Below are 18,651 nucleotides of genomic sequence, written 5' to 3'. Positions count from 1 at the left end.
GCAACCATCTCGGCCGGGTCTGCATCTGGACCGTTGACACGACCTGGGGAACGCGCAGAACACACGGCCGGTGGCTCTCCGTTCACCCACACCGGGGCGATTGTTAAATCTGAGTGCCAAAGGAACATAAGCCGAACAAACGGCTTTACATGGGCATGTCAGGCGTAGCAATGTTCGGTCGGGGCCACACAGTCCCCGCGGTGCCCCCGGGTATCGCGCGTACGGGCGGTTGTAGCCGGCCGCCCCCGCACCACATAAGGACCTCCATAGTGCGTACACCCCACATACGCAGACTGGCGATCGCCCTGGCCGTCACCACGGCCGCGACCATCACGGCAGGGGGCGTGGGCACCGCCTTCGCGACCTCCGCCGTCACCGGGACTTCCTCCGTCGCCGCCGCCAAGTCCGCCAAGTCGGTTGTGGAGACGGCGCGCGCCGCCGCCTTCGCGCACGCGTCCGCCACCGGTGTCTCCAAGGACGACACCCTGACGGCGACCGACACGCTGATCGACCCGGACGGCAAGCAGCACGTCCGGTTCGTCCGCGCCCACAAGGGCCTGCCGGTCCTCGGCGGCGACCTGGTCGTGCACCTGGACGCCAAGTCGAAGTACCTGGACGTCACCCGCGCCTCCCGTCACGAGGTCGCGGTCGCCGCCAAGGCCCCGAAGCTGACGGCGGAGCAGGCCAAGGCGAAGGCGGCCTCGACGGCCAAGGGCGACGCCGGTACGGCCGAGCTGGTCGTCGACGCGCGCGCCGGCCGCACGACGCTCGCGTACCAGATCAAGGTCAGCAACAGCAAGACCACCGAGGCGGGCGGCGTCCGTACGGTCGTCATCGACGCCGCGACCGGCGCCGTGCTCACCGACATCCCGGCCGCGGACTCGTTCATCTCGCCGAGCCTCAAGTCCAAGCTGCGCAAGAGCGGGCAGAAGGTCGCGCCCGTCGCGGGTGCCACCGCCTCGGGTGCTACCGCCGCCGCGGCCGGTGCCAAGCCGTTCAACCCGCCGAAGACCGTGGGTATCCCCTCGGTCGGCTCCGGCTCGTCGATCTTCGTCGGCAACGTTCCGCTGAACACGCTGAAGACCGGCACCTCCTCGTACCTGCTCAAGGACGCCACGCGCGGCAACACGGAGACCCGCGACGCGGGCGGCCGTGAGCTGGAGCAGTTCGCCCAGGGCAAGGCGTTCACCAACACCACCAACAGCTGGGGCAACGGCACCCCCGGCAACCGCCAGTCGGCCGCGGTGGACGCCCAGTACGGCATCGTCAGCACCCTCGACTTCTACAAGAAGGTGCTGGGCCGCAACGGCATCAAGAACGACGGCGCCGGTGCCCGCGCGATGGTGCACTTCGGCACCAACGTGGGCAACGCCTTCTGGTACTCCGAGTGCGGCTGCATGCTCTACGGAGACGGTGACGGCCAGACCTTCACCAAGCCGCTGGTCGTGCTCGACGTGACGGGTCACGAGCTCAGCCACGGTGTCGTCGACGCCACGGCCAACCTGCAGCCGACCCGGGTCGACGCGCAGGGCAACCAGTTCGGTGAGGCGGGCTCGCTCAACGAGTCGCTGGCGGACATCTTCGGCAGCAACGTCGAGTTCCAGACCAACAACCCGAAGAACCCGCCGAACTACCTGCTGGGCGAGAAGCTGGGCCTGGACCAGACGTTCCTGCGCCGTCTGGACAAGCCGTCGCTCGACAAGCTGGAAGGCACGGTCGACTACTGGTCGGCGGCTTCGTACGACACCGAGGTGCACGCCGGTTCCGGTGTCTCCTCGCACGCGTACTACCTCCTCGCCGAGGGCAGCGGCAAGAAGACCATCGGCGGGGTCGACTACGACTCGCCGACGTACGACGGCTCGACCGTGACCGGCATCGGCCGGGACAAGGCGACGCAGATCTTCTACCGCGCCCTGTCCCGCTACATGGTCTCCACCACCGACTTCCACGACGCCCGCACGGCGACGCTGAAGGCGGCGGCCGACCTGTACGGCGCCACCAGCGCCGAGTACAAGACGGTCGACAAGGCCTGGGCCGCGGTCAACGTGACCGCGGCGAACACGCCGAAGCGCTGACGCCCGGCGCAGTGCTCAGGAGGCGCCCCCGCGGGATCCGCGGGGGCGCCTTCGCCGTCGATTGACCGGATTGCATCGCCCCAGCGGCGAAGCCGCGCCATTTTCCCGCCGGGATCCTGCCGTCCCGCGCGCCCCTCCCCCATGCTGCGACCCGGCGCCCGACCGGCGCCCCGAGAGCGAGGCGCCACCGCGCCCGCACCGCCGACCGAGGGGCAGGCACCCGATGCAGCGACAGCGCACCCGCACCACCGGACGCACGCGCACACACCGACGCGGCCGCCCCGCACTCGCGGCGGCCCTCCTCACCGTGTCGGCCGCCGTCGCGGGCCTGACCGGCGCCCCGCACGCCACGGCCGACTCCCCCGCACTGGGCAGCGGCACCGGGGTCTTCGACGGCAAGGTGCCGCTGACGACCACCAGAACGGCGAGCACGTATCTGCTCCAGGACCCGACCCGGGGCAAAACCGACACCGTCGACGGGCAGACCCACGCCATCCTCACCGACGCGGACAACGTGTGGGGCAACGGGCTGCCGACCAACCGCCAGTCGGTGGGAGTGGACGCCCAGTTCGCGGCGGCGGCGGTGTGGGACTACTACAAGTCCTCCTTCAACCGGCTGGGCGTGCGCAACGACGGCAAGGGCGTCCGCAGCGTCGTGCACTACGGCTCCAACTACCCCAACGTCTTCTGGAGCGACGCGTGCGGATGCATCAACTACGGTGACGGGGCGGGCAACGCGCACCCGCTCACCGCGCTCGACATCGGCGCCCACGAGATCACCCATGGAGTCACCTCCGCCACCGCCGGGCTCGGCTACAGCGGTGAGGCGGGCGCGCTCAACGAGGCGACGTCGGACATCTTCGCCACCATGGTCGAGTTCCACGCCGACATCCCGGCCGACGTGCCGGACTACTTCATCGGCGAGAAGCCCGACTTCAACGGCGACGGCACGCCCCTGCGCTACCTGGACCGCCCCTCCCGCGACGGAGTCTCGCCGGACTACTGGTCCCCCTCGCTGCCCACCCTGGACCCGCACTACGGCTCCGGTGTGGCCAACCACTTCTTCTTCCTGCTCGCGGAGGGCAGCGGCCCCCGGGTGATCAACAAGATCGCGTACGACAGCCCCACCGTCAACGGCGCCAAGCTCCTCGGCATCGGCCGTACGAAGGCGGCGGCGATCTGGTACCGCGCCCTGACCCAGTACCTGACCTCCAACGCCGACTACCGCGCCGCCCGCACCGCCACGCTCAACGCCGCCCGCGATCTGTACGGGGTGAACAGCACCGAGCAGGCGGCAGTGGCGGCGGCCTGGAGCGGCGTCAACGTGAACTGATCCGGCCGCGCGCGGGCCGGCTGTCAGGCCCGGCCCAGCGGCCGGGCGTAGGTGACGTACTCGCGGTGGGCGGTGAAGCCCAGCCGTTCGTAGAGGCCCAGGGCGCCGGAGGGGTTGGCGGTGTCGACGGTGAGCGAGGCGCTGTCGTAGCCGTGGGTGAGGGCCGCGTCGAGGGTGGCGGCCATCAGCGCGGGCGCGGCGCCGCGGCCCCGGTGCGAGCGCCGGGTGGCGAGATAGCCGATATGGCAGTCGCGGGTCCCCTCGGCGGCGGTGTCGGCGTCGTACTCCTCGGCGATCAGATACGCCACCACCTCATCGCCGTCCAGGAGCAGCCGCGACAGGGCCGGGCGGAACGAGCGGGCGCCCACGACCCAGGTCCGCCAGTCGGTGCCGTCCATCTCGGTGAAGTCCCAGTGGTCCCGGAAGGCGTCGTTGTGGGCCAGCCGGGTGGGCTCGTCGTGGGCGGCCTCGAACGGCACCAGCCGCAGCCCCTCCGGCACGCCCCCCGTCATCGGGCGGCCCGTGTTGAGGGGGTGGGTCATCTCGAACCACCAGCGGCAGGCGGTGAAGGAGGCGCTCGACGCGAGCGCCTCCAGGTTCGCGTCGCCGGCCTTCCCGTTGATCAGCAGCTCGCCGGGCAGCCGTGCGAAGCCCTCGGCGTACAGCGTGCGGGCCCGGGAGTCCATCCAGGCGACCAGATGGCGCCCGAGGCCCTGGCGCCGCCATTCGGGGCGGACCGCCGCGTCGCCGCGGAAGCGGGCCGCGTCCACGGCACCGTCCGGGGCGTGCACCAGGGCGTAGGCGACCATCCGCGCGCCGTCCCACAGCGTCAGGGTGTCCCGCTCCAGGTCCAGCTTGGGGTTCTCCAGCTCTTCGGCGAGGTCGTCCGCGTCGACGTGGTGGCCGGTCCGGTCGACCCGCTCCGCCTCGCCGCGCAGGCTCAGCCAGGCGGCGACGTCGGCCTTGTCCATCGGCCGCGTCAGAAACCCCCCGGGTGCGATGTGCGACGTGGTGTTCACCGCTCCATAGTCGGCCGCGCGCGAGGGCCCCGCCCGCCGAGCCCGGTGCGTCCGGGGGCCCGCTGGCCCGTCCGGGTGGAGTGCGCGGGGACTCGGCGCCCCCTCGCCATGGGAAATGACAGCGCCTGTCACCGTAGGTCCCCGTGTCCACGACGCGTCCCGCCCCCTCTCCGCACGCTCCCCGCCGGGCTCTGCTGCGCGCCGCCGTGACCGGCGGGCTCGCCGCGCTGGCGGCGCCGCGGCGGGCCAGGGCGCGCCACAGGCGCAGCGCCGGGGCCGCGTCCGGGCCCTCCATCCACTCGGCCGCGCGGTCCCGGGTGGTGCGGTCCTGGAGGCCGAGGAGCAGGGCCGCCGCCTCGTCGTGGGCGATCAGGCCGTCGTCCAGCGCGTCCGCGTCCGGACGGCCCACGGCCGGGGGCGCGCCGGAGAGGCGGCGCATCAGGCATCCCGCCAGGTCCAGGGTCTCCCGTCCGACCCGGAGCCGCTCCTCCTCGTCCAGGATGCGTGGCACCAGCGCCTCCTCCGCCGCCGCGAGCACGCGCTCCTGGTCGGCTGCCGCCGGGCGTCGCCACGGGATCAGCCGTGCCTCCATCTCCCGCAGGGAGCCCCGGACTTGGAGCCCCGCGAAGGTCGCGGCCGCCGCCAGCACCGACGTACCGGGCAGGGCCAGTACGTTTCCCTCCGGCGGGCAGCAGCGCGCGTCCGGGCAGCAGTACGACCAGTACCGTCCGTCCGAGATGCACAGCGCCTCCAGGACCGGCACGTCCAGGGCGCCGCAGGCCGTCCGCAGTAGTTGCGCCAACGGCCTGAGTGTCTCCATCACTTGACTGCTCGTCACTTCACCGGTCAGGTCCGGGTCCTGGCAGAGGAACACGATGATCCCGTCCGGGCGCGGCCCCCGCCGCTCGCTCCCCGCCACCAGGCACTCGGCCAACTGCTCGGCGACATGCGGCCACTCCCCGGGCGCGCGCGGAATGCCGAGCCGGAGCCGCCCGCCGAAGCGGCCCCGGCGACCGTGGAGGGCGACCATCACGATGGAGTCCGTCGGATGGAAGCCCATCAAATACGGCAGTGCGTCGGCCAGTTCGGCCGGGTTGCGCAGGGTGAGCTGCGGGTCGTCGTCGGGCAGACCGTGGGAACCGTGGGATGCGCGGTGCTTGTTCATGCCTCGACGGTCCCGCGCCCGGCCACCCCTCACCACCCCTGTGGAAAACGTTGTCCACAGGCGAAAACAGGCCACCCAAAGGATCTGCATACTGAGGTGCGGTGCGACCGTCGCGTCTCGTCGCACGAGGGCCGTACCGCCCACTCGGTCCGGGCCGAGGTCCGGGTGGAGGTCCCTGTCGAGGCCCCGGTCCTGGCCCGGGCCGGCCGTGCCGAACACCCGCTAGGCCGTGCCTACCACTTCTGGCCGGCCTGCTGCTTCGTCGTGGCGTTGAGGCGGTTGAACAGGTTGCTGACGGCGATGTGCAGGACGAGCGACGCCAGCTCCTGCTCGTTGAAGTGCTGGGCGGCCTCGTTCCACACCGCGTCCGGGACCGGGTCCTCACGGTCGTTCAGCCGCGTGACGTGCTCGGTCAGCGCCAGTGCCGCGCGCTCGGAGTCGGTGTAGAAGGGGGTCTCGCGCCACGCGCCGACGGAGAAGATCTTCTCGTCGCTCTCGCCCGCCTTGCGCGCCTGGCCGGACGCCGACTCCACACAGGGGCCGCAGCCGTTGATCTGGCTCGCACGCAGGTGGCTGAGCGCCAGCAGACCCGCCGGGACGCCGCCCGAGTACGTGGCCTTGTACAGGCTCTGGATGGCCTGCATCGCGTCGGGGAGGACCATCGCCGGGTTCTTCATCCGTGCTTCCATGACTGCTCTCCTTCAGAGATCTACAGCGATCTTTCAGCGGTGACGCTGGCTTGATCCCATCGCTGGAACCCCGCGTCACTGGTCTGACGGGGCCCGGCCCAGGAGTGTGACCGAAGGGGAGGAAGATTTTTCCGACGCCCTGGAGGGCGGCCCGGGTGCGGCCTTCGAGCGGCCCGCCGACCGGCCTCGCCACCGGCTCTGCGGCCGTACGGCGAGCCGTACGACGAAGCGGCCCCGCAAGGCGTCAGGAGCCTTGCGGGGCCGCACGTCACACAACGGTCGGCGAGTCGCCGATCCGCTGATCCCTTCCTGATCCCGGGATCAGGAAGGGATCAGAACAGGGGCGGGACTACTGGTCCGGACTACTCCGTGACCTTGATCAGCTGGCCCTCGGTGCCGACCGAGTTGTTGCTCACGTAGATCTCGTTGTTCGGGCCGACGGCCAGGCCGGTGGACATCGCCAGCTTGCCGTCGGTCGGGATCTCGGTGACCGCCTTGGTCTTGATGTCGATCCGGCTCAGCTTGCCCGGCAGCGGCGGGCCCTGCTGCTGGAAGCCACCGGTCAGCGTCAGCGCGATCAGGTTGCCGTTCTTGTCGGCGGCCAGGTCGGTCACCGCGGTCAGACCGCTGGCGAAGACCTCCGGGCGGTGGCCCGGCAGCATCCGCCAGATGCGCGAGGCACCCGGACGCAGGCCGCCCATGTCCGCGATGTAGAACGCGCCGTCCGCACCCTTGACGATGCCGCTGGGCACCGCCTGGACCTTGACCGTGCCGTCGGCCGCGACCGACTTGGTCTGCGGGGCGAGCGACTCCAGGACCTTCTTCTCCTTGGCCGACGGGGCCGCGGCGCCGCCCGGGGCGGGCAGCTCGTTGTCCGGGAAGATCGCCTCGGTCGTGGTGCGGCCGCCGAAGCCGACGCCGATCAGGTCGTTGGCACCGGCGTCCGTGGCCAGGAAGCCGCGGCCGTTGCGGGCGAAGCGCCACGGGTTGCTGTGGACCGACGCCTCCTCCGGGTTGGCCGGGTGGCCCAGGACCCAGTCGGGGTCGAGCAGCGTCTCGTGCTTGACCAGGTCACCGACGACCCAGCCGCTGCCCGTCTGGAGCGTGCCCTGCTTGGCCGCGTCCGCACCGAGCTTGGCCCGGTCGTCCGTGCTGCCGCCGAAGCCGTTGAGGACGAGGTAACCCGACCCGTTGGCCTCCACGTCGTTGGGGCCGGCGGCCGAGATCGGCTCGTACGGGTTCGTCGGGGCCACCGCGGCGGACGTCAGGCCGGTGACGACCCGGCCCTGCTGGGTGCCCTTGACGCGGTAGATGGAACCGGTCAGCCCGACGCACTTGGTGCCCGCGGCGCAGCCCGGCTTGCCCACGCCCGACTCGGCGACCAGGATCGTCCCGTCCGCCTGGACGGAGAGGCCGCGGGGGTTGTTGAGCTTGCTCGCGATGACCTCAATGTTGGCAGTGGCGGCAGCGGCCTTCGCCTCCTTCGGCGAGGTCGGCGAGGCCTGTGCCGGGCCGGGGATCAGCGTGACAGCCAGGGTGCCCACGGCCGCCGCTGCCACGAAGGCCCCACTCCAAGACCTGCGTATTCTCGACATGTCTCTCCCTCATCATGGCGTGCCCCCGTCATTGGGAGCCGACTCAACCGGCGCCACGATAGACGCTTCTACCTCAACCGTCCTGTATTCGCCGGTAAGTTGTCAGGCCTGTCCGACTGCGGCCTATCCGCAGTTGCACACTTGATTCGCACTCGGAATTCACCAGGGTCGAACTCGCGTAGGGAATTTCGGCCAACTCGGGGCGTGTTCTCGCGCGTTGAGTGGTTGTTCGCCGCCGTGCGCGGCTCTAGAGTCTGCCGGGCGACGCCCATAGTTTCCGGTATCCCGGTAATTGAGACTCTTGATACCGCTGCGCAACCGCCCACGGAGGATACGCATGCCCCCAATTCCGCCCGCCCGAGTCGTCCGCATCGTCGAAGGGTTCCGCGCGCGGGTGCAGCGCTTCGCCCAGCTGATGGTGCCCGCGCCGATCGCCGTCCTCGAACTGGCCCAGGGCGCCTGGGTGTCCCAGGCGATCTACGTGGCGGCCGAGCTGAAGATCGCCGACCAGCTCGCCGACGGCCCGCTGTCCTCGGAGGAGATCGCCAAGCGGATCGAGGCCGACCCGGACGCGGTCCACCGGCTGCTGCGCGCCCTCGCCAGCTACCGGATATTCAGCGAGCAGAGCGACGGCCGCTTCAAGCTGACGCCGATGGCCGACGCGCTGCGCACCGGGACGCCGATGTCGATGCGTGACATGGCCCTGTTGACAGGTCACCCCGCGAGCTGGGAGGACTGGGGCGCGCTGATCCACACCGTGCGCACCGGCCAGCCCAGCCTCGAGAAGAACCGCGGCATGCACGCGTACGAGTACCTGGGCCAGAACCCGGAATTCGGCGAGATCTTCCTCAACGGCATGGGCACGCTCTCGAATATGGAGACCGAGCCCATTCTCGCCGCGTACGACTTCTCCAAGTACAAGACGCTCGTCGACGTCTTCGGCGGCCGCGGCGGTCTGCTGTCGGCGATCCTGAAGAAGACGCCCCAGTCGAAGGGCATCCTCTTCGATTCCCGGGCGGACGAGCTGGGCGCCGACGCGTTTCTCACGGAAGAGGGCGTGGTCGACCGGGTCGAGATCGACAAGGGCGATCTCTTCGGTCCGCTGCCGGCCGGTGCCGACGCCTATCTGCTGAAGCACATTCTGCATGAATGGCCGGAGCCGAAGGCTCTGGAGATCCTCAAGAACGCCCGTGAGGCAATCAGCCCCGACGGCCGGCTGCTCGTCATGGAATTCGTTCCTCCGGAGGGCAACGCGCCGCACGCCGCCAAGCTCGTCGACCTGTGGCTGATGATCCTGGTCGGCGGCAAGGAGCGCACCGCCCGCCAGTACTCGGAGATCCTGCGGGCCACCGGCTTCGAGCTGGACCGCATCGTGCAGACCGCCGCGGGTGTCTCGATCGTCGAGGCGCGCCCGGTCTGACGGACCCGCGTCCCCGTACGGGAAGTTCCTCACGTACGGAGAAGCTCCTCACCTACGAAGAAGCTCCTGGCGGAACGTTTCCGCCAGGAGCTTTCTCCGTGGTCCGCACAGGGCGTCAGGCCAGGCCCGCCAGCCTCAGCAGCAGCCCCTTCACCTCGGTGGCCTCCACCTCGTCGCCCACCGCGTCCGGAGCCGAGCACAGCAGCAGCGGCCCGTCCCGCGGGTCGTCGGGCAGCCGCCCGTGGCTGCCCCGCACCGGCGACGGATCCAGCGGCACGACCGCCATCCGGTAGCGCATCCCCAGCTTCTTGCGGGCCAGCGCCTTCGCGGCCTTGACCTTCACATACGGGTCGAGCGGGTCCATGAACAGCTCGACCGGGTCGTACCCGGGCTTGCGGTGGATCTCGACGAGCTGGGCGAAGTCCGGGGCGCGGTCGTCGTCGAGCCAGTAGTAGTACGTGAACCAGGCGTCCGGCTCGGCGACCGCGACCAGCTCGCCCGAGCGCGGGTGGTCGAGACCGAAGCTCTTCTTGCCCTCGTCGTCCAGGAGCTGGTCGATCCCGGCCACGTCCGCGAGGGCCTCGCGGGTGGCGTCCATGTCCTCGGGCCTGCGGACGTAGATGTGCGCCAGCTGGTGGTCGGCGACCGCGAAGGCGCGGGAGGCCATCGGGTCCAGGTACTCCATGCCGTCCTGGGTGTGGACCTCCAGGAGCCCGGCGCGGCGCAGCGCGCGGTTGATGTCCACGGGCCGGCTGACCCGGGTGATGCCGTACTCCGACAGGACGACCACCGTGCGTCCGGCCGCCTCGGCGTCGTCGAGCAGCGGCGCCATGGCCGCGTCGAGGTCGGCGGCCGCGCGGTAGGAGCGCGGGTCGTCGGGGCCGTACCGCTGGAGGTCGTAGTCGAGGTGCGGCAGATAGCAGAGCGCCAGGTCCGGGTTGCGGGTCGCCAGGATGTGGCGGGTGGCGTCGACGATCCACTGGGAGGAGACGATGTTCGCGCCCGGTCCCCAGAAGTTGAACAGGGGGAACGTGCCGAACTTGTCGTGGAGTTCGTCGTGGAGCGCCGGGGGCCGGGTGTAGCAGTCGGGCTCCTTGCGGCCGTCGGCGTAGTAGACGGGGCGCGGGGTGACCGTGATGTCGGTGTCCGCGCCCATCGCGTACCACCAGCAGATGTTCGCGACCGTGTAGCCGGGGTGGGCGCGGCGGGCCGCGTCCCACAGCTTGTCGCCCTCGACCAGGCCGTTGTGCTGGCGCCACAGCAGGACCTCACCGAGGTCGCGGAAGTACCAGCCGTTGCCGACGATGCCGTGCTCGGAGGGGAGGGTGCCGGTCAGGAACGTGGACTGGGCGGCGCAGGTCACGGCCGGGAGCACGGTGCCGAGCCGGGCCCGGGAGCCGGAGCGGCTGAGCGTCTTGAGCCGGGGCATGTGGTCGAGCAGCTTGGGCGTGAGGCCGACGACGTCCAGGACGAGGAGCGGAGTGGGGGCGGGAGCGTCGGTCATGGCAGTTCCTTGAGGCCGAGGTCGGTCAACAGGTCCCGGGCGAGGGCGAGTTCCCCGGCGATGCCGTCGGCGAGCTGGTCCCGGTCGCGCGGGCGCAGCTCGGCGGGCAGGGCCTGCCAGGTGTACGTCTCGACCTCCAGGTGCCGGGTGCGCGCGACCGGACCGCCGACCAGCGTGGCCAGCGCCTCGCGCAGCACGGGCATGGTGGAGGTCAGCGGCGCGGCGGGCCGCTCGTGCAGCGGTACGTGGAAGTGCGCGCGCCAGGGCGCGGTGTCCGGCAGCACGTTCCCGGCCAGGGCCTCGCCGAGGTCGTCGGTGCCGAGGAGCCCGGCGCCGTCCCTGGTGCGGGTCTGGTGCAGGAAGCGCGGCTCGGCGAACTCGGCGAGAGCGGCGCGCACTTCGGGGCGGTCCGGCTCCTCGGCGTGCAGCGCGGCCGACAGCTGGACCTTGGGGATCGCGATCCCGGCGGCCTCCAGCGCGTCCAGCGCCGTGGCCGGGTCCTCGAAGGAGGTGGCGAGATGGCAGGTGTCGACGCAGACGCCGATCCGCGGTGAGCCGATCGCGGTGAGCGGGGCGATGGCGTCGGCGGTGGTCTCGACCGTGCAGCCGGGCTCCGGCTCCAGGCCGATCCGGACCGACTTGCCGGTCTCCTCCTCCAGCGCGTCCAGGCGCGCGGCCAGCGTGCGCAGCGCGGTGTGCGCCCTCTCGGCCGCGGCAGCGCCGTAGCCGGTGCGCCAGGCGAGCGGGAGGGTGGAGATGGTGCCCTCGGTGATGTCGTCGGGGAGCAGCGCGGCGAGCAGCCGGGCGAGCTCGGCCGTGTGCTCCAGGCGTTCCGGATCGGTCCAGTCCGGCTTGTAGACGCGGTACTTGACCTCCTCGGCGCCGAATCCCTCGTAGGGGAAGCCGTTGAGGGTGACGACCTCAAGGCCGCGTCCGTCGAGTTCGGCGCGCAGGCCGCGCAGCGCGGCCGGGTCGGCGCTCAGCTCCTGGGCCGCGCCCCGGGCCAGCCACAGGCCGATGCCGAGCCGGTCGGTGCCCAGGCGCCGGCGCACCGGCTCGCAGTGGTCGCGCAGCTGGGCGAGGACGCCGTCGAGGGTCTCGGCGGGGTGGACGTTGGTGCAGTACGCGAGGTGGACCGTGGAGCCGTCGGGGTGGCGCAGTCGCATGGACTCACTCTCCGCCGCGGAGGATGGAGTTGCCCTCGTGCAGGGCTTCGGGCGCGGTGAGGTCCAGGTCGAGGCGTCCGCTCAGCCCGTAGAACGCGACCGGGTTGCGCCACAGCACCAGGTCCACCGCGTCCTCGTCGAACCCGGCCTTCAGCATGGCGTCGGCCACCTTGCGGGTCTTCAGCGGGTCGCTCTTTCCCCAGTCCGCGGCCGAGTTGACCAGCACCTTCTCCGGGCCGTACTCGTCGAGGATCGCGACCATCCGGTCCTCGTCCATCTTGGTGTCCGGATAGACGGAGAAGCCGAGCCAGGCGCCGCTGTCCTTGGCCTCGCGGACCGTCGTCTCGTTGAGGTGGTCGAGCAGCACCCGGTCGGTGGCGAGCGCCGACTCGCGTACGACGTCGATGGTGCGGCGCAGACCGGTGAGCTTGTCGCGGTGCGGGGTGTGCACCATGGCGGGCAGCCCGTGCTCGGCGGCGAGCTGGAGCTGGGCGGCGAGCGCGTGGTCCTCGGCGGGCGTCATCGAGTCGTAGCCGATCTCGCCGACCGCCACCACGCCGTCCTTGACCAGATAGCGCGGCAGCTCGTCGATGACGGGCGTACAGCGCGGGTCGTTCGCCTCCTTGGGGTTGAGGGCGATCGTGCAGTGGTGGGCTATGCCGTACTGCGCGGCCCGGAACGGCTCCCAGCCGAGCAGCGCGTCGAAGTAGTCGAAGAAGCTCGCGGGCGAGGTACGGGGCTGGCCCAGCCAGAACGCGGGCTCCACGACCGCGCGCACGCCCGCCGCGTACATGGCCTCGTAGTCGTCGGTGGTGCGGGACGTCATATGGATGTGCGGGTCGAAGATGCGCATGGTCAGGACTCCTCGGCCCCGGTGAGGGCCAGTACGCGGTGCAGGTCGTCGGGGACGGGGCGGGCTGCGGCGATACGTTCCTTCGCGTAGTCGCCGAGCATCCGGGCGAGTTCGGTGTCGCCGTGGGCGCGCTCCCGCAGGGAGGCGACGGCGTCCACGGGCACACCGGTGAACAGGCACTTCAATACGGCGTGCCGCCAGGCGTGCGGGTCCAGGTGGGCCGCCGCGTAGGGGCCGACGGCCGCCGCCACCAGACGGGTGTCGTTGGCGCGCAGCGCGTCCTCGACGAGCGGCACCCCGGCCGCCGCGTCCAGGCCGAGGTCCGCGAGGGCCAGCAGGACGGCGCGGCGCTCGGCGGCGGTGCCCTGCTGGTAGATCCGGGTCGCGGTGGGCGCGTCCACGCGGGCGGTGTGCAGCAGCAGGACACGGGCGTCGTCCACGGCGTCGGCGCCGAGGTGGCGCCCGGCCGAGGCGAACCGCAGCTCCCAGGGGGCGGCGCCGTACCCGGCCACCGGGCGGGCGGCGCTGTGGGCCGCCTCGGCGAGCGCCTCGTCGAGCCAGGCACGGGCGGCACCGCCCAAGCGGGCGTCGAGTTCCGCACGAGGTATCACGGCTAGGCTCCCTTCGGGGGCGAGGCGGCACCCGCGATCAGCGGGCGCAGGAACTCCATGGAACGACGGGCCTGTTCGGGGCCCGCGTGGGAGTGGCGGGGCAGCTCGACGACGGTCAGACCGCCGTATCCGGTGGCGGCCAGCGCCTCCAGGACGGGCGGGAAGTCGATCTCGCCGTCCCCGAACGGCAGATGCTCGTGCACCCCGCGCCGCATGTCCTCGATCTGGACGTGCCGCAGCCAGGGCGCGGCGGCGCGTACGCACTCCGCGGGCGAGAGGGGCTCCAGGCACTGGCAGTGCCCGATGTCCAGGGTGAGCCCCAGCGGTTCCGGGTCTCCCAGCTGCTCGCGCAGCCGGTGGAAGTCCGCGAGGGTGGCCAGGAGATGGCCGGGCTCGGGCTCGATCGCCAGCGGAACGCCCGCGTCCGCGGCCGCGTCGAGGACCGGCGCGAGGGCCTCCCCGAGGAGCTTCCAGGCGGTGTCGTCGTCGGTGCCGTCGGGGGTGATGCCGCTGAAGCAGTGCACGGCGTGCGCGCCGAGGTCGGCGGCGACGCGGACGGCCGTGACGAGCAGCTCGGTGCGCCGGGTGCGGGCGTCCGGGTCCGGGTCGAGGAGCGACGGGCCGTGCTTGCGTCCGGGGTCCAGAACGTACCGGGCGCCCGTCTCCACGGTCACGCCGAGGCCGAGCTCACCGAGGCGGTCGGCCACCTTGCGGGTGCGGGCGGCCAGTTCGGGGGCGAGCGGGTCGAGGTGCATATGGTCGAGGGTCAGTCCGACGCCCTCGTACCCGAGGTCCGCCAGCAGCCCGAGGGCGTCGTCGAGACGCAGGTCGGTGAGGCCGTTGGTGCCGTAGCCGAGTCGGAGGCTCATGTGGGGCTGACCTTTCGTGCGAGCTTGCGGGCCACGGGGATCAGACCGGTCAGAGCTGCGGCGGTACGGAGGGATCCGGCCCGCGCCGCGAGCGCCGCCTGGAGCGGGATCATGGCCTTGATGCCGCCGCCGACCGCGCGTTGGGTGAGCGGGGGCGAGGGGTTGAGGGTGGCGTGGAAGTAGGGCTTGGCGGCGGTGCCCACGTAGACGGCGGCGAGGGCTGTTCGGGCCAGGTCACGTGGCGCGACCGGGGCTCCGCCCGGGACCCGGCTTCGGCTGCGGGCCGCGGGTGGGTGGTGCCCACCCGTTCCTCCCTGCCGAGCGCCCGGCCACAGGTGGTGGGGACGGCTGGCGAGGGCGCCCAGCACGGTGGTCAGCCCCAGCGCCGCCAGTGGTGCCCCCGCCACACCCCCCTGCGTCTCGTTCCGCGACACCGTCGTCACCGCATAGGTGTGCGCGCCCAGGGCCGCGGCCGGGAGCAGGGCCGGCTTCGCCACCTTGCCGCCGGTGGCCGTCGCGCCCAGGAGGAGGTCCAGGGAGCGGGCCGCGGCCATCGCCGCCGGGCCCGCGGCCGTGTGCTTCAGGCGCAGGTCGTACGCCCACACCGTGCCCGCGAGCGCCGTCGCCACCAGCCCGGCCGGACGGCCCGCGCGGTAGGCGAGTGCCAGGCCCGCGCCGGTGAGGCCGGCCGCCGCCGCCAGGGCCGCGGCGGGCTTCACGCGGCCGGACGGGATCGGGCGGTGCGGGCGGTCGACGGCGTCCTCCTCGCGGTCCGCCCAGTCGTTGAGGGCCATGCCCGCCTCGTAGAGACAGAGGGAGGAGCCCACCGCGAGCGCGGTGCGCGTGTTGGGCCGCAGCCCGGCGGACGCCGCCCCCGCGAGGGCGTCGCCGGGCACGGTGAACAGGGCCGAGACGCGCAGGAGTTCGGCCCAGTCGCGCAGCACCGGCTTCACCGGGCCTCCCGCAGGCGCTCGGCGAACGCCAGCAGGGCCGCGTACTGCTCGGCGAGCGCCGAGGAGCCGCCGTCCGGGTCCTTGAAGTAGAAGCCCAGCTCGGGGCGGGGGCCGCCGAGTCCGGCCTCGTGGGCGCGGGCGGTCAGCCGGGCCAGGTCCAGGACGAGCGGCGCGGCGAGCGCCGAGTCGCAGCCCTGCCAGATCGTCTGGAGCACCATCCGCGAGCCGAGGAAGCCCTCGAAGACGATGTGGTCCCAGGCGGTCTTCCAGTCGCCGAGCGCCGGGACGTCGTCGATGTGCACCTCGCCCTCGGGCAGCGTCCCGAGGTTGTCCTCCAGGACGCGGTTCTTGCCCGCGTTCTTGGCCGCCGCGGCCGCCGGGTCGGCGAGCGAGGCCCCGTCGCCGCCGCCGAGCAGATTGCTGCCGGACCAGGCCCGTACGGCCAGGGCGCGCTGGCGGAACATCGGCGCGAGCACCGCGCGGAGCAGGGTCTGGCCGGTCTTGCCGTCGCGGCCCGCGTACGGGACGCCGGCCGCGTCGGCCGCGGCCTCCAGGCGGGGGTGGCGCAGACCGGTCGACGGAGTGAAGTTGACGTACGCGCACCCGGCGCGCAGCGCGGCCGCCGCGTACAGCGAGGAGGCGGGCAGCCGGGTGTCGCCCTCGGCGGGCGCGGGCTCGGTGGAGGAGACGTTGACGACGACCGTGCGGGCCACGCCCGTGCGGCGGGCGAAGTCGGTGAGGTCGGCCGCGAACGCGGCGATCAGCTCCTCGTCGTCGCGGGTGTCGCCGGGCAGCGGGCCGCCCATGCGTATCTCCTCGTCGGCGGCGGCCAGTTCGGCGCGCACCGCGGCGGGCAGACCGTGCGGGAGCACTCCCCCGGCGGCCAGCTCCTCGGCCCGCTTGGGCAGCGGGCTGCTGGCCACGTCGTGACCGCCGAAGACGAAGGACGACAGCTCGGGAAGGCCGGTGCCCGCGAAGTCGGGGGTCTCGGTGACCATGCCGGTGGCGGGCTGGAGCCCGGCGGCGACGGCGGCGCATCCGGCGACCGCCGTGGTGGCGACCGAGCCTCGGGCTCCGATGAACCAGACCCCCGTCCGAGGGCCTTGGTCGCGGGTATCTGCGTAAGGGGACACGGACAGCCTCCTGGTTACGTCAGCGCGTTGAAGCCTTTCCAACCTGACGTTAGTGGCGGCTGGTTGGGCAGCTGTTCGAACGTATCGATGATCCGCCCGCCGACGGACGGATGCGGGTGTGCCGCAGTTGCACGGGCGAACGGGCGGAGTGCCGGCGCGGGCTTCGGGCCCACGACCAGCACTCCCCCCTCGTCGCTCGTCACCTGTGCGCGGTGTTCAGCGCTCACCGGCGCTGTCACGGCCGGCGCCCGGCCGGCTCACTCGGCCCGCTGCTGGAGCTGCTCGGCAAGGGTCTGCCAAGCGGCGGCGCAGCTGCGCGCGAGGTCGGCGACCTCGGGTGCCCAGTGCCCGGGCAGACCGCGGCCCAGGCTCTCCATGCCCTCGCCGTCCACCGTGTAGTGGTGGAGCCAGCGCAGGGTGCGCCGGCCCGCCTCGTTGAGCCGCAGCGAGGGGTCCTCGCTCAGCTTGGCGAGCAGCTTCTGGCGGTCGACGGAGGTCTCCCGCCGCTCGCTGCGGGCGCTCACCGCGCGCTGCGTCTGCCGGGGCACCACGGGGGTGCCCGGCGCCGGGCTCTGACCCGCGGCCGCGCGGTAGCGGCCCGGTACGGGGTCCTCGCCCCGGTCGATGCGCTGGCGCACGTCCCGCACGGTGGCCGGCGAGAGGCCGGTCGCCCGGGCCACCTCGCGCAGTCCCGCGGTGGGCCGCTCGTGGATCATCGCGGCGGCCTGCTGTCGGCGGTATCCGCTGTCCAGCGGGCGCAGGCGGCCGTCGCGGCCGAGGCGCGCGTTCGACTGCGGAGCGTCCGCCGAGGAGCGGGACCGGATCCGGGAAATGGTCTTGTCGGAGAGGCCGACGGCCGCGGCGACGGCGCGGTCGGACCACTGCGGGTGGGTCATGATGATGCGCGCGGCGGCCACCGAGCGGTCGGACCGCGAGAGCGGCAGACCGTGGGTGACGTTGGCCTTGACCGCGAGGACGTATGCGGCGCCCTCGTCGCAGTCGACCATCCGTGCCTGGATGCTCGTACGGCCGTTGAGGAGCGCGGCGCGCACCCGGTGGGTACCGTCGATGACGCGCATCGACGGACGGTGGACGGTGATCGGCGGCAGCGAGTCGCCGGCCTCGGCCAGCACGCGCACATGGTCCTCGTCCGCGCCGCCCAGACGGGGCGAGTCCTCGAAGACCAGGGAGTCGATGCGTACTTCACCGGCGGGATGCGACTCGATCCAGACCATGGAGGTCACGACCTCGTCGAGGTCCGCCGCGTGGATCTTCAGTAACTGATCGTCAATCGATTGCTCGGCCAGACTCACTTTGCGCCCCCTCGCAATGAATCGGAACCGGAATCCACTTCCGGTGTGCGAAATGAAAGGCGACGGGCGAAGCCTTGTCAACCACTCCGGAGCCGGTTCGCGAGGCCCGGATTCCCGTACCGGACAAGGTCGTTCACGCGCGCGCGAGCATCGCGCAGGGCAGCCTCAAGGACCCCCGGAGCGGTGCGTACCGCACTGCTGTACGAGGGCAAACGCCGGACCGCCAGAGCGGAAGTTCAGGTTCCGTCAAGCGCGGACAACCTTCTGTACCGTCGAAGGTGAACAGGCGGGGGAATCGGCCCACCGAGTGGGGCCGGACGTCAGGGACCGTCAGAAGAGGGGCCGGAATCACACATTCCGGCCCGCTGATCGGCTTCGCACTCGTGATGCGCCCGGGGCGGTCGCCCACCCCCGGGGTAACCGCCGGTCGCACTTCCGGCGCGAAGCGTCGGGGCAACTCCACCCCACTGGCGTGAAGTTGGCCGGTTTATTGGCCGAGAACAGACCCGGAACCCGTCACACCGGCGTGACGGGCCCCGGGCCTGCGAAGCGTCAGTCGGCGCAGATGCCGTCGACCGCGACCTTCTCGTACAGATGGGGCGAGACGGTGCACCCCTCCGGGTAGCCCTCACCGCCCGGACGGAACTCGGGGTTGCTGTGCGCCGCCGCCAGATGGGCGGCGGACTGCCAGACCGCGACGTTCACCAGGATCCGGCTGCCGGCGATGCCCCGGTGCATCTGCGTGGAGACGAAGCCGGGCTGCCGCGTGAAGTATGCGGCGTCCCGGCGCCAGAGCGCCAGGAACTCCTCGGCCCGGCCCTGCGGCACGGTGAACGTGTTGACGAGCACGACCTGGCCGGTCCGCTCCTTGAGTTGCTGTGTATAAGGAGTGGTCTCGTCGGCCTCCACGAATTCGATCACGGCACCTCCTGCGGGCCGGCGGGATGTGCGGT

General features: G+C 72.0%; 15 protein-coding genes and 1 pseudogene. 3 read left to right on the top strand and 13 right to left on the bottom strand.

Going from position 1 to position 18,651, the window contains the following annotated elements; genetic code table 11:
* The first annotated feature begins 269 nt into the window (after window positions 1-269).
* Both A8W25_RS27950 and A8W25_RS27945 read left to right on the top strand, forming a co-directional pair.
* Window positions 270-2,075: a M4 family metallopeptidase gene (locus A8W25_RS27950; RefSeq protein ID WP_067166443.1), complete on the top strand. Its 1,806-nt coding sequence runs from the start codon at window positions 270-272 to the stop codon at window positions 2,073-2,075.
* 223 nt (window positions 2,076-2,298) lie between these two features.
* Window positions 2,299-3,408, top strand: coding sequence for a M4 family metallopeptidase (locus A8W25_RS27945; RefSeq protein WP_067166440.1), 1,110 nt, complete (start codon window positions 2,299-2,301; stop codon window positions 3,406-3,408).
* A gap of 23 nt (window positions 3,409-3,431) precedes the next feature.
* Here the strand turns inward: A8W25_RS27945 and A8W25_RS35820 are convergent, their stop codons facing one another.
* From A8W25_RS35820 to A8W25_RS27925, 4 genes and pseudogenes are all read right to left on the bottom strand, one after another.
* Window positions 3,432-4,427, bottom strand: coding sequence for a GNAT family N-acetyltransferase (locus A8W25_RS35820; RefSeq protein WP_079126440.1), 996 nt, complete (start codon window positions 4,425-4,427; stop codon window positions 3,432-3,434).
* A gap of 199 nt (window positions 4,428-4,626) precedes the next feature.
* Window positions 4,627-5,592: pseudogene (locus A8W25_RS35815) on the bottom strand (DUF4192 domain-containing protein); the annotation flags it as partial.
* Window positions 5,593-5,825: 233 nt separating this feature from the next.
* The gene (locus A8W25_RS27930; protein ID WP_067166436.1) at window positions 5,826-6,281 is read right to left on the bottom strand and encodes a carboxymuconolactone decarboxylase family protein; all 456 of its coding nucleotides are present in this window, start codon (window positions 6,279-6,281) and stop codon (window positions 5,826-5,828) included.
* Between the two features lie 362 nt (window positions 6,282-6,643).
* Window positions 6,644-7,840, bottom strand: coding sequence for a ScyD/ScyE family protein (locus A8W25_RS27925; RefSeq protein WP_158942754.1), 1,197 nt, complete (start codon window positions 7,838-7,840; stop codon window positions 6,644-6,646).
* Between the two features lie 373 nt (window positions 7,841-8,213).
* On the opposite strand from A8W25_RS27925, the gene A8W25_RS27920 reads away from it, so the two are divergent.
* The gene (locus tag A8W25_RS27920) at window positions 8,214-9,296 is read left to right on the top strand and encodes a methyltransferase (RefSeq protein WP_107470804.1); all 1,083 of its coding nucleotides are present in this window, start codon (window positions 8,214-8,216) and stop codon (window positions 9,294-9,296) included.
* 115 nt (window positions 9,297-9,411) lie between these two features.
* Here A8W25_RS27920 and A8W25_RS27915 read toward each other — a convergent pair whose 3' ends face one another.
* From A8W25_RS27915 to A8W25_RS27875, 9 genes are all read right to left on the bottom strand, one after another.
* The gene (locus A8W25_RS27915) at window positions 9,412-10,800 is read right to left on the bottom strand and encodes a nucleotide pyrophosphatase/phosphodiesterase family protein (protein ID WP_067166430.1); all 1,389 of its coding nucleotides are present in this window, start codon (window positions 10,798-10,800) and stop codon (window positions 9,412-9,414) included.
* Window positions 10,797-11,966 (bottom strand): metabolite traffic protein EboE, encoded by a 1,170-nt coding sequence (eboE, locus tag A8W25_RS27910; protein WP_067166426.1) that lies wholly within the window; start codon window positions 11,964-11,966, stop codon window positions 10,797-10,799. The genes A8W25_RS27915 and eboE overlap by 4 nt, the downstream gene beginning before the upstream one ends.
* Before the next feature lie 4 nt (window positions 11,967-11,970).
* Entirely contained in the window at window positions 11,971-12,819 is an 849-nt protein-coding gene (locus A8W25_RS27905) for a TatD family hydrolase (RefSeq protein WP_067166423.1), read from the bottom strand.
* 2 nt (window positions 12,820-12,821) lie between these two features.
* Window positions 12,822-13,430 (bottom strand): EboA domain-containing protein, encoded by a 609-nt coding sequence (locus A8W25_RS27900; protein ID WP_067166421.1) that lies wholly within the window; start codon window positions 13,428-13,430, stop codon window positions 12,822-12,824.
* 2 nt (window positions 13,431-13,432) lie between these two features.
* Window positions 13,433-14,299, bottom strand: a complete 867-nt coding sequence (locus A8W25_RS27895; RefSeq protein WP_067166418.1) for a sugar phosphate isomerase/epimerase family protein — start codon at window positions 14,297-14,299, stop codon at window positions 13,433-13,435.
* Window positions 14,296-15,252 (bottom strand): SCO3242 family prenyltransferase, encoded by a 957-nt coding sequence (locus A8W25_RS27890; protein ID WP_199831843.1) that lies wholly within the window; start codon window positions 15,250-15,252, stop codon window positions 14,296-14,298. The genes A8W25_RS27895 and A8W25_RS27890 overlap by 4 nt, the downstream gene beginning before the upstream one ends.
* On the bottom strand, window positions 15,249-16,391 hold the full coding sequence (locus A8W25_RS27885; RefSeq protein WP_067167331.1) for an inositol-3-phosphate synthase: 1,143 nt from the start codon (window positions 16,389-16,391) through the stop codon (window positions 15,249-15,251). The genes A8W25_RS27890 and A8W25_RS27885 overlap by 4 nt, the downstream gene beginning before the upstream one ends.
* A gap of 251 nt (window positions 16,392-16,642) precedes the next feature.
* The gene (locus A8W25_RS27880) at window positions 16,643-17,698 is read right to left on the bottom strand and encodes a ParB/RepB/Spo0J family partition protein (protein ID WP_079126439.1); all 1,056 of its coding nucleotides are present in this window, start codon (window positions 17,696-17,698) and stop codon (window positions 16,643-16,645) included.
* A 552-nt stretch (window positions 17,699-18,250) separates the two neighbouring features.
* The gene (locus A8W25_RS27875) at window positions 18,251-18,619 is read right to left on the bottom strand and encodes an antibiotic biosynthesis monooxygenase family protein (RefSeq protein WP_067166415.1); all 369 of its coding nucleotides are present in this window, start codon (window positions 18,617-18,619) and stop codon (window positions 18,251-18,253) included.
* Window positions 18,620-18,651 lie beyond the last annotated feature (32 nt).

Origin of the sequence: Streptomyces sp. ERV7 (genome assembly GCF_001653515.1) — a bacterium.
Lineage (GTDB): Bacteria > Actinomycetota > Actinomycetes > Streptomycetales > Streptomycetaceae > Streptomyces.
The sequence above is the reverse complement of the archived record's forward strand: the minus strand, read 5'-3'. Positions and strand labels throughout refer to the sequence as shown.